The organism is Escherichia sp. 10290 (assembly GCF_030295155.1).
Lineage (GTDB): Bacteria > Pseudomonadota > Gammaproteobacteria > Enterobacterales > Enterobacteriaceae > Escherichia > Escherichia coli_F.
This window is the reverse complement of record NZ_AP025741.1, coordinates 1,962,017-1,973,968: the sequence shown is the minus strand read 5'-3', so window position 1 is coordinate 1,973,968 and position 11,952 is coordinate 1,962,017. Positions and strand designations below refer to the sequence as shown.

7 protein-coding genes are annotated in these 11,952 nt (G+C 44.7%); 6 read left to right on the top strand and 1 reads right to left on the bottom strand.

The genetic code is table 11. The features are described from left to right. Positions 1 to 44: 44 nt before the first annotated feature. Entirely contained in the window at positions 45 to 1,682 is a 1,638-nt protein-coding gene (locus QUE74_RS09910; protein ID WP_001355368.1) for a sulfatase-like hydrolase/transferase, read from the top strand. Positions 1,683 to 1,733: 51 nt separating this feature from the next. Continuing rightward, complete coding sequence (locus tag QUE74_RS09905) at positions 1,734 to 2,894, top strand: anaerobic sulfatase maturase (RefSeq protein ID WP_001360625.1); 1,161 nt, start codon at positions 1,734 to 1,736, stop codon at positions 2,892 to 2,894. Here the strand turns inward: QUE74_RS09905 and QUE74_RS09900 are convergent. Then, positions 2,857 to 2,982, bottom strand: a complete 126-nt coding sequence (locus tag QUE74_RS09900) for a hypothetical protein (RefSeq protein ID WP_123058991.1) — start codon at positions 2,980 to 2,982, stop codon at positions 2,857 to 2,859. The genes QUE74_RS09905 and QUE74_RS09900 overlap by 38 nt on opposite strands. 210 nt (positions 2,983 to 3,192) lie before the next feature. Between QUE74_RS09900 and QUE74_RS09895 the strand changes: the two genes are divergently transcribed. From QUE74_RS09895 to gad, 4 genes are all read left to right on the top strand, one after another. Further along, positions 3,193 to 4,878, top strand: coding sequence for an ABC transporter ATP-binding protein/permease (locus QUE74_RS09895; protein ID WP_000628559.1), 1,686 nt, complete (start codon positions 3,193 to 3,195; stop codon positions 4,876 to 4,878). A gap of 37 nt (positions 4,879 to 4,915) precedes the next feature. Next, positions 4,916 to 7,288, top strand: coding sequence for a TonB-dependent receptor plug domain-containing protein (locus tag QUE74_RS09890; protein WP_000832479.1), 2,373 nt, complete (start codon positions 4,916 to 4,918; stop codon positions 7,286 to 7,288). A gap of 56 nt (positions 7,289 to 7,344) precedes the next feature. After that, positions 7,345 to 10,128, top strand: a complete 2,784-nt coding sequence (locus tag QUE74_RS09885) for a M16 family metallopeptidase (protein ID WP_001360624.1) — start codon at positions 7,345 to 7,347, stop codon at positions 10,126 to 10,128. A 360-nt stretch (positions 10,129 to 10,488) separates the two neighbouring features. Beyond that, positions 10,489 to 11,889, top strand: a complete 1,401-nt coding sequence (gene gad / locus QUE74_RS09880) for a glutamate decarboxylase (protein WP_000358943.1) — start codon at positions 10,489 to 10,491, stop codon at positions 11,887 to 11,889. The last annotated feature ends 63 nt before the right edge of the window (positions 11,890 to 11,952 follow it).

Here is an 11,952-nt window from a genome sequence, read left to right as displayed (position 1 = left end):
AATGACTAGTCTAAAAACTAGTATTAAGACTATCACTTATTTAAGTGATACTGGTTGTCTGGAGATTCAGGGGGCCAGTCTATGCGGCAGATGATGTAAAGCTGAAAGCAACTAAAACAAACGTTGCTTTCTCAGACTTTACGCCGATTGAATACAGTACTAAAGGAAAGCCAAATATCATCGTACTGACCATGGATGATCTGGGTTATGGACAACTTCCTTTTGATAAGGGTTCTTTTGACCCAAAAACAATGGAAAATCGTGAAGTTGTCGATACCTACAAAATAGGGATAGATAAAGCTATTGAAGCTGCACAAAAATCAACGCCAACACTCCTTTCGTTAATGGATGAAGGTGTACGTTTTACTAACGGCTATGTGGCGCACGGGGTTTCCGGTCCCTCCCGCGCCGCAATAATGACCGGTCGAGCGCCCGCTCGTTTTGGTGTGTACTCCAATACTGATGCTCAGGATGGTATTCCGCTGACAGAAACTTTCTTGCCTGAATTATTCCAGAATCATGGTTATTACACTGCAGCAGTAGGTAAATGGCACTTGTCAAAAATCAGTAATGTGCCAGTACCAGAAGATAAACAAACGCGTGACTATCATGACAACTTCACCACATTTTCTGCGGAAGAATGGCAACCTCAAAACCGTGGTTTTGATTACTTTATGGGATTCCACGCTGCAGGAACGGCATATTACAACTCCCCTTCACTGTTCAAAAACCGTGAACGCGTCCCCGCAAAAGGTTATATCAGCGATCAGTTAACCGATGAGGCAATTGGCGTTGTTGATCGTGCTAAAACACTTGACCAGCCTTTTATGCTTTACCTGGCTTATAATGCTCCGCACCTGCCAAACGACAACCCTGCACCAGAGCAATATCAGAAGCAATTTAATACCGGTAGCCAAACAGCAGATAACTACTACGCTTCCGTTTATTCTGTTGATCAGGGCGTAAAACGCATTCTTGAACAACTAAAGAAAAACGGACAGTATGACAATACAATTATTCTCTTTACCTCTGATAATGGTGCAGTTATCGATGGTCCTCTGCCGCTGAACGGAGCGCAAAAAGGCTATAAGAGCCAGACTTATCCTGGCGGTACCCATACACCAATGTTTATGTGGTGGAAAGGAAAACTTCCGCCCGGTAATTATGACAAGCTGATTTCCGCAATGGATTTCTACCCGACAGCTCTTGATGCAGCCGATATCAGCATTCCAAAAGAGCTAAAATTGGATGGTGTTTCATTGCTGCCCTGGTTGCAAGATAAGAAACAAGGTGAGCCACATAAAAATCTGACCTGGATAACATCTTATTCTCACTGGTTTGATGAGGAAAATATTCCCTTCTGGGATAATTACCACAAATTTGTCCGCCATCAGTCAGACGATTACCCGCATAACCCCAACACCGAAGATTTAAGCCAATTCTCTTATACGGTGAGAAATAACGATTATTCGCTAGTCTATACAGTAGAAAACAATCAGTTAGGTCTATACAAACTGACAGATCTACAGCAAAAAGATAACATTGCCGCCGCCAATCCGCAGATCGTTAAAGAGATGCAAGGTGTGGTAAGAGAGTTTATCGACAACAGCCAGCCACCGCTTAGCGAGGTAAATCAGGCGAAGTTTAACAATATCAAGAAAGCACTAAGCGAAGCGAAATAACTAAACCTTCATGCGGCGGATTTTTCCGCCGCCTTATTGAGCGAGATAGCGATGCACGTTACAGCCAAGCCCTCCAGTTTTCAATGTAATCTCAAATGTGATTACTGTTTTTACCTTGAAAAAGAGTCGCAGTTTACTCATGAAAAATGGATGGATGACAGCACTCTGAAAGAGTTCATCAAACAATATATCGCAGCGTCTGGCAATCAGGTCTATTTTACCTGGCAAGGCGGTGAACCCACTCTGGCTGGCCTGGATTTTTTCCGTAAAGTTATTCACTATCAACAACGCTATGCAGGCCAAAAACGTATTTTTAATGCATTACAAACGAATGGCATTTTATTGAATAATGAATGGTGTGCCTTTCTCAAAGAACATGAGTTTCTGGTTGGTATCTCGATCGATGGACCCCAGGAGTTACATGACCGTTACAGACGCAGTAATTCGGGTAACGGAACTTTTGCAAAAGTGATAGCAGCCATCGAGCGTCTGAAATCATATCAAGTAGAGTTTAATACGTTAACCGTCATTAATAACGTTAATGTCCATTACCCTCTTGAGGTTTATCATTTTTTAAAATCTATCGGCAGTAAACATATGCAATTTATCGAATTGCTCGAAACCGGGACGCCGAATATTGATTTCAGTGGTCATAGTGAGAACACATTCCGTATCATTGATTTTTCTGTGCCTCCTACGGCTTATGGCAAGTTTATGTCAACCATTTTTATGCAATGGGTTAAAAACGATGTGGGTGAAATTTTCATCCGTCAGTTTGAAAGCTTTGTCAGCCGTTTTTTGGGGAATGGGCATACCAGTTGTATTTTCCAGGAGTCCTGCAAGGATAATCTGGTTGTTGAAAGTAATGGAGACATTTACGAATGCGACCATTTTGTCTATCCACAGTACAAAATCGGAAACATTAATAAATCGGAACTCAAAACGATGAACAGTGTACAGCTGACAGCGCAAAAAAAACGGATTTCAGCGAAATGTCAGCAATGTGTATATAAACCTATCTGCAATGGTGGTTGCCCTAAACATCGTATTACTAAAGTAAACAATGAAACTGTTTCCTATTTTTGCGAAGGTTATAAAATCCTTTTTTCAACCATGGTGCCTTATATGAACGCCATGGTGGAGTTAGCTAAGAACAGAGTTCCGCTTTACCACATTATGGATGTTGCAAAACAAATGGAGAATAATAAATAACGCACTCTATTAGCTTCAGTCTTAGCCTCCTTCTTATGAACTTAACAAGGCACCCGACATAACTTCCTGTCGGGTGTTTCGTCTTCATCATCTTCCCGTGCGAAGTAAGAGCTTAAATCCTGGCTTACGAGGTATGCGTCAGGGCATTAGCAATACTCTTGATTATCAATAGCATAACCATAACCACTGAAAATGAAATATTTCTTTATATTTCATATTGTTAAATGATACTTAAATAAATTTCATCAGTAAATCATTGCCATAGATAATCATTGAATGGCACAATCAATTTTCGCTAATGATAACCATTCCCATTACGTTTTGTATGTTGATAGCAAAGTATCTCTGTCTGCTGAAGCCCTTTTGGCTGCGTAAGAATAATAAAACTTCAGTGTTGTTAATCATTATTATCCTCGCCATGATCCTTGGCGTGGTTAAAATTCAGGTCTGGTTAAACGACTGGAACAATGATTTTTTCAATGCGCTAAGTCAGAAAGAAACCGATAAACTTTGGCAACTTGTTCTGTGGTTCCCTGCCCTGCTGGGGATCTTTGTATTAATATCCGTAAACAAAACATGGCTAATTAAACTACTGACTATTCGCTGGCGCGAATGGTTAACAGATTACTACCTTAATCGCTGGTTTGCAGATAAAAACTACTACTTCACGCAGATCTACGGCGAGCATAAAAATACAGATAACCCTGACCAACGTATCGCTGAAGACATTCTCTTACTGATCAGCAAAACGCTCAGCCTTTCATTTGGCTTCATCCAGTCACTGAGCATGCTGGTCACCTTCACCGTTATTCTTTGGCAAAGCGCGGGTACGCTCTCATTCACTGTTAGTGGAACAGAATGGAATATCCATGGGTATATGGTCTATACCGTCGCGCTTATTGTGATCGGTGGAACATTATTTACCCATAAGGTTGGAAAACGCATTCGACCACTTAATGTGGAAAAGCAACGTAGCGAAGCGACATTTCGAACTAATCTTGTGCAGCATAATAAACAAGCGGAACTGATTGCGCTAAGCAATGCTGAATCTCTACAACGGCAGGAGTTGAGCGACAATTTTCATATCATTAAAGAGAACTGGCATCGTTTAATGAATCGCCAGCGGTGGCTTGATTACTGGCAGAATATTTATTCGCGCTCGCTTAGCGTTCTTCCCTACTTTCTGTTATTGCCGCAGTTTATTAGCGGACAGATCAATCTGGGCGGACTGATGAAATCACGCCAGGCATTTATGCTGGTATCGAACAATTTAAGCTGGTTTATTTATAAATATGATGAACTTGCTGAACTGGCTGCGGTTATCGATCGCTTGTATGAGTTCCATCAACTCACCGAACAGCGCCCTACGAATAAGCCTAAAAATTGCCAACATGCGGTACAAGTGGCTGACGCGAGTATTCGTACTCCTGATAATAAGATCATATTAGAGAACCTGAACTTTCATGTTTCGCCAGGCAAATGGCTATTGCTGAAAGGTTACTCTGGTGCGGGAAAAACCACACTGCTTAAAACATTATCCCACTGCTGGCCGTGGTTTAAAGGTGATATTTCTTCTCCTGCTGACAGTTGGTATGTGTCACAAACACCGTTAATCAAAACCGGCTTACTGAAAGAGATTATTTGTAAAGCACTTCCCCTGTCCGTAGACGATAAATCGTTGAGCGAAGTACTGCATCAGGTTGGTCTGGGGAAATTGGCTGCGCGTATTCATGATCACGATCGCTGGGGAGATATTCTTTCCAGCGGCGAAAAACAACGTATCGCCCTGGCTCGATTAATTTTACGACGTCCGAAATGGATATTTCTTGACGAAACTACCTCTCATCTTGAGGAACAAGAGGCTATCCGCTTACTGCGTTTAGTGCGTGAAAAACTACCCTCAAGCGGCGTCATTATGGTCACACATCAACCTGGTGTCTGGAGCCTGGCTGATGATATTTGCGACATTAGCGCGGTTTTATAAAAACAATAAAAGCCCTGCTGTACGGAGATAAAAATAAATGAAGCGAGTTCTTATTCCTGGCGTCATTTTATGTGGCGCTGATGTAGCGCAGGCCGTCGATGACAAAAATATGTACATGCATGTTTTTGAAGAGATGACGGTCTATGCTCCTGTCCCTGTACCCGTAAACGGCAACACGCATTACACCAGTGAAAGCATCGAGCGTTTACCGACCGGGAATGGCAATATCAGCGATCTGCTGAGAACCAACCCTGCGGTACGCATGGATTCAACGCAAAGTACCTCATTGAACCAGGGAGATATTCGCCCGGAGAAAATCTCTATTCACGGTGCGTCGCCCTACCAGAATGCCTATTTGATTGACGGTATTAGTGCAACGAATAACCTGAACCCAGCGAATGAGTCCGATGCCAGTAGTGCAACCAATATTAGCGGGATGTCACAGGGGTATTATCTTGATGTCAGCTTACTGGACAATGTGACGCTTTATGACAGTTTTGTGCCGGTTGAATTTGGCCGCTTCAATGGCGGGGTAATTGATGCAAAGATCAAACGCTTCAACGCTGATGATAGCAGCGTGAAACTGGGTTATCGCACTACGCGTTCGGACTGGTTAACATCGCATATCGATGAGAATAACAAGAGCGCATTTAATCAAGGTTCTTCAGGAAGTACTTATTACTCTCCAGATTTTAAAAAGAACTTTTATACCTTGTCGTTTAATCAGGAACTCGCTGATAACTTTGGCGTTACCGCCGGTTTATCGCGCCGCCAGTCTGATATCATCCGCGCGGATTATGTTTCGAATGACGGCATTGTCGCCGGCAGGGCACAGTATAAAAACGTTATCGATACTGCATTGAGCAAATTTACCTGGTTTGCCAGCGACCGCTTTACCCACGATTTAACCTTAAAATATACCGGCTCCAGCCGTGATTATAATACCAGCACCTTCCCGGAGTCTGATCGCGAAATGGGTAATAAATCCTATGGTCTGGCATGGGATATGGATACCCAGCTCGCATGGGCCAAACTGCGTACCACCGTTGGTTGGGATCATATTAGTGATTATACCCGTCACGATCATGACATCTGGTACACCGAACTTTCATGTACATATGGTGATATTTCAGGGCGTTGCACTCGTGGCGGATTAGGACACATTTCCCAGGCTGTAGATAATTACACCTTCAAAACACGCCTTGACTGGCAAAAATTCGCCGTGGGTAATGTTTCGCATCAACCCTACTTCGGCGCGGAATACATCTATTCCGATGCATGGACTGAACGCCATAACCAGTCTGAATCCTATGTGATTAATGCTGCCGGAAAGAAAACTAACCATACCATTTACCATAAAGGTAAAGGCAGCCTGGGAATAGACAATTACACGCTGTATATGGCGGATCGCATTAACTGGCGTAATGTGTCGTTAATGCCCGGCGTGCGGTATGACTATGATAACTATCTGTCAAACCACAATATCTCCCCGCGCTTTATGACGGAATGGGATATTTTTGCTGATCAAACCTCAATGATTACCGCAGGTTATAACCGTTACTATGGCGGGAATATTCTTGATATGGGATTACGTGATATCCGCAATAGCTGGACGGAATCGGTATCAGGCAATAAAACCCTGACGCGTTATCAGGATTTGAAAACGCCTTATAACGATGAACTGGCAATGGGATTGCAGCAAAAAATCGGTAAGAACGTTATTGCGCGCGCAAACTATGTTTACCGTGAAGCGCATGATCAAATCAGCAAAAGCAGTCGTACCGACAGCGCGACTAAAACCACCATTACTGAATATAACAACGACGGTAAAACCAAAACGCATTCGTTCAACCTCAGTTTTGAACTGGCCGAACCCCTGCATATCAGCCAGGTAGATATTAACCCGCAAGTTGTCTTTAGCTATATCAAGAGCAAGGGCAACTTATCGTTGAACAATGGTTATGAGGAGAGCAATACCGGTGATAACCAGGTGGTCTATAACGGTAATCTGGTTTCTTACGATAGCGTTCCGGTGGCAGATTTTAATAATCCATTAAAGATCTCCTTAAACATGGATTTCACACATCAACCGAGCGGATTGGTGTGGGCGAATACGCTGGCCTGGCAAGAAGCGCGTAAAGCTCGCATTATCCTCGGTAAAACGAATGCGCAATACATTAGCGAATATTCAGATTACAAACAGTATGTTGATGAAAAACTGGATAGCAGCCTGACCTGGGACACCCGCTTGTCCTGGACGCCACAATTTCTGAAACAACAAAACCTGACGATCAGTGCCGATATTCTCAATGTACTGGATAGCAAAACCGCTGTTGATACAACGAATACCGGCGTGGCGACCTACGCCAGTGGCCGTACTTTCTGGCTTGATGTCAGCATGAAATTTTAATAGTTCGGATTTTACTTAACCGGGTAAATTCGCCCGGTTTTCGCATGGAGATAATTATGAGAAACCTCTGTTTCTTACTGACGTTAGTGGCAACTCTGTTGCTCCCCGGGCGACTGATTGCCGCCGCCTTACCGCAGGATGAAAAGTTAATTACCGGGCAACTGGACAATGGCTTGCGATACATGATTTATCCGCATGCTCAACCAAAGGATCAGGTAAATTTATGGCTGCAAATTCATACCGGTTCATTGCAGGAAGAAGACAATGAGCGCGGTGTGGCTCATTTTGTAGAACATATGATGTTTAACGGCACAAAAACATGGCCGGGTAATAAAGTCATCGAAACATTTGAGTCAATGGGCCTGCGTTTTGGTCGCGATGTTAATGCCTATACCAGCTATGACGAAACGGTGTACCAAGTAAGTTTGCCGACTACGCAGAAACAAAATCTGCAACAAGTGATGGCAATCTTCAGTGAATGGAGTAATGCCGCAACCTTTGAGAAACTTGAAGTAGACGCTGAACGCGGCGTAATTACTGAGGAATGGCGTGCATATCAGGATGCGAAATGGCGTACATCTCAGGCGCGCCGCCCTTTTCTTTTGGCAAATACACGTAATTTAGACCGTGAACCTATCGGCCTGATGGATACTGTTGCCACAGTCACACCGGCACAATTGCGCCAGTTTTATCAACGCTGGTATCAACCCAATAATATGACCTTTATTGTGGTCGGCGATATCGACAGTAAAGAAGCGCTGGCGCTGATAAAGGATAATTTAAGTAAGCTCCCGGCTAACAAAGCAGCTGAAAATCGCGTCTGGCCGACAAAAGCCGAAAACCACCTGCGCTTTAATATCATTAATGATAAAGAAAACCGGGTGAACGGCATCGCACTCTATTATCGCCTGCCAATGGTGCAAGTGAGCGATGAGCAAAGCTTTATCGAACAAGCTGAATGGAGCATGTTGGTTCAGCTGTTCAATCAACGTCTGCAGGAACGTATACAGTCGGGCGAGTTGAAGACTATTTCTGGTGGCACTGCGCGCAGCGTTAAAATTGCACCCGATTATCAGTCGCTGTTTTTCCGTGTAAATGCACGTGACAATAATATGCAGGATGCTGCGAATGCATTAATGGCAGAGTTGGCAACCCTCGATCAACATGGTTTTTCTGCTGAAGAACTCGACGATGTTAAAACTACCCGCCTAACCTGGCTGAAAAATGCGGTTGATCAGCAAGCTGAACGCGATTTACGTATGCTGACCAGTCGCCTGGCGTCCAGCTCGTTAAATAATACGCCGTTCTTGTCGCCGGAAGAGACATACCAACTTTCGAAACGTCTGTGGCCGCAAATTACCGTGCAAAGTCTGGCGGAAAAATGGCAGCAGCTAAGAAAGAACCAGGACGCATTTTGGGAGCAAATGGTGAATAACGAGGTTGCAGCCAACAAAGCATTATCTCCTGCGGCTATCCTGGCGCTGGAAAAAGAGTACGCCAACAAAAAGCTGGCAGCTTACATCTTCCCTGGCAGAAATTTATCGTTAACAGTAGACGCTGACCCACAGGCGGAAATTAGCAGTAAAGAAACACTGGCTGAGAATCTGACATCATTAACACTTTCTAATGGTGCCAGGGTTATTCTGGCAAAATCAGCGGGTGAAGAGCAAAAGCTACAAATTATTGCCGTATCTAATAAAGGTGATTTAAGTTTCCCTGCGCAGCAAAAATCACTTATCGCGCTGGCAAATAAAGCGGTGAGTGGCAGCGGCGTTGGTGATCTCTCCTCTTCCAGCCTGAAACGCTGGAGTGCGGAAAACTCGGTAACCATGAGCAGCAAAGTCAGTGGGCTGAATACGTTGCTCTCCGTGAGCGCGCGGGCTAATAATCCTGAACCTGGTTTCCAGTTGATTAACCAGCGAATCACTCACAGCACGATTAATGACAATATTTGGGCATCGCTACAAAATGCTCAAATTCAGGCGTTGAAAACGCTCGACCAGCGTCCAGCAGAGAAATTCGCCCAGCAGATGTATGAGAAGCGCTATGCTGATGACCGTACGAAATTACTGCAAGAAAAACAGATTGCACAATTTACTGCCGCAGACGCGCTGGCAGCCGATCGCCAGTTATTTTCATCTCCAGCGGATATCACGTTTGTCGTTGTCGGTAATGTCGCAGAAGACAAACTTCTGCCGTTAATTACGCGTTACTTAGGATCAATAAAACACTCTGATTCGCCATTAGCCGCAGGTAAACCATTAACTCGCGCGACGGACAACGCATCGGTTACAGTAAAAGAACAAAATGAACCTGTGGCACAGGTTTCACAGTGGAATCGTTATGATTCCCGGACACCTGTAAATCTGGAGACGCGTATGGCGCTGGATGCCTTTAACGTTGCCCTGGCTAAAGATCTGCGCATTAATATTCGTGAACAGGCATCTGGGGCATACAGCGTTTCTTCTCGCCTCTCGGTTGATCCTCAGGCCAAAGATATCACCCATTTGCTGGCTTTTACTTGTCAACCAGAACGGCATGAAGAACTGTTAGCGTTAGCGAATGAAGTGATGGTTAAGCGTCTGGCTAAAGGGATCAGAAAGCAAGAACTGAACGAATACCAGCAAAACGTTCAGCGTAGCCTCGATATCCAACAGCGTAGCGTTCAACAATTAGCGAACACCATTGTAAATAGTCTTATTCAATATGACGATCCTGCCGCATGGACTGCGCAGGAGCAATTATTGAAACAAATGACGGTAGATAATGTTAACACTACGGTTAAACAATATCTTTCTCATCCGGTGAATACCTTTACCGGAGTATTACTACCAAAATAATGACGTCCCCCGTCAACATATCGTTGGCGGGGGTTTTAGCAACAGACGTTATTTTATATAATAATTTTATGAATGCGTTCAAAATAACAACCGAGTACTAATAATGATATTTTAAGGGCTAATTTTTATGTGATAATTCACCAGAGTTAGAAAGCGCGTCAAAATAATGACATACAACACCACACTACAATCCATAACACCCTACGCTATTGTTTTTTAACGTAAATATATTTTTCCCATAATATCTCACGATAAATAACATTAGGATTTTGTTATTTAAACACAAGACCTTTGCACTTGCTTACTTTATCGATAAATCCTACTTTTTTAATGCGATCCAATCATTTTAAGGAGTTTAAAATGGATAAGAAGCAAGTAACGGATTTAAGGTCGGAATTACTCGATTCACGTTTTGGCGCTAAGTCTATTTCCACTATTGCAGAATCAAAACGATTTCCGCTGCACGAAATGCGCGATGATGTCGCATTCCAGATTATCAATGATGAGTTATATCTTGATGGCAACGCTCGTCAGAATCTGGCAACGTTCTGCCAGACCTGGGACGACGAAAATGTCCATAAGTTGATGGATTTATCCATTAACAAAAACTGGATCGACAAAGAAGAATATCCGCAATCTGCAGCAATCGATCTGCGTTGCGTAAACATGGTTGCCGATCTGTGGCATGCGCCTGCACCGAAAAATGGTCAGGCCGTTGGCACCAACACCATTGGTTCTTCCGAGGCCTGTATGCTCGGCGGGATGGCGATGAAATGGCGTTGGCGCAAGCGTATGGAAGCTGCAGGTAAGCCGACTAACAAACCGAACCTGGTGTGCGGTCCGGTACAAATCTGCTGGCATAAATTCGCCCGCTACTGGGATGTGGAGTTGCGTGAGATCCCTATGCGCCCCGGTCAGTTGTTTATGGACCCGAAACGCATGATTGAAGCCTGCGACGAAAACACTATCGGCGTGGTGCCGACTTTCGGCGTGACCTATACCGGTAACTATGAGTTCCCGCAACCGCTGCACGATGCACTGGATAAATTCCAGGCCGACACCGGTATCGACATCGACATGCACATCGACGCCGCCAGCGGTGGCTTCCTGGCACCGTTCGTCGCCCCGGATATCGTCTGGGACTTCCGCCTGCCGCGTGTGAAATCGATCAGTGCTTCAGGCCACAAATTCGGTCTGGCTCCGCTGGGCTGCGGCTGGGTTATCTGGCGTGACGAAGAAGCGCTGCCGCAGGAACTGGTATTCAACGTTGACTACCTCGGTGGTCAGATTGGGACTTTCGCCATCAACTTCTCCCGTCCGGCAGGCCAGGTGATTGCACAATACTATGAGTTTCTGCGCCTCGGTCGTGAAGGCTATACCAAAGTACAGAACGCCTCCTACCAGGTTGCCGCTTATCTGGCGGATGAAATCGCCAAACTGGGGCCGTATGAGTTCATCTGTACGGGTCGCCCGGACGAAGGCATCCCGGCGGTTTGCTTCAAACTGAAAGATGGTGAAGATCCGGGATACACCCTGTATGACCTCTCTGAACGTCTGCGTCTGCGCGGCTGGCAGGTTCCGGCTTTCACTCTCGGCGGTGAAGCCACTGACATCGTGGTGATGCGCATTATGTGCCGTCGTGGCTTCGAAATGGACTTTGCTGAACTGTTGCTGGAAGACTACAAAGCCTCCCTGAAATATCTCAGCGACCACCCGAAACTGCAGGGTATTGCCCAGCAGAACAGCTTTAAACACACCTGATAACGTTGAACGGTAACGGTGTCCCGAAACGAACCCGTTTCGGGACAATTTCCAAAGTCTGTT

Bases quoted from the DNA above. Each gene is read 5' to 3' on its own strand.
- QUE74_RS09895 (WP_000628559.1), top strand. From the start codon at position 3,193: ATGATAACCATTCCCATTACGTTTTGTATGTTGATAGCAAAGTATCTC.
- QUE74_RS09900 (WP_123058991.1), bottom strand. From the start codon at position 2,982: ATGAAGACGAAACACCCGACAGGAAGTTATGTCGGGTGCCTTGTTAAG.
- QUE74_RS09905 (WP_001360625.1), top strand. From the start codon at position 1,734: ATGCACGTTACAGCCAAGCCCTCCAGTTTTCAATGTAATCTCAAATGT.
- gad (WP_000358943.1), top strand. From the start codon at position 10,489: ATGGATAAGAAGCAAGTAACGGATTTAAGGTCGGAATTACTCGATTCA.
- QUE74_RS09890 (WP_000832479.1), top strand. From the start codon at position 4,916: ATGAAGCGAGTTCTTATTCCTGGCGTCATTTTATGTGGCGCTGATGTA.
- QUE74_RS09885 (WP_001360624.1), top strand. From the start codon at position 7,345: ATGAGAAACCTCTGTTTCTTACTGACGTTAGTGGCAACTCTGTTGCTC.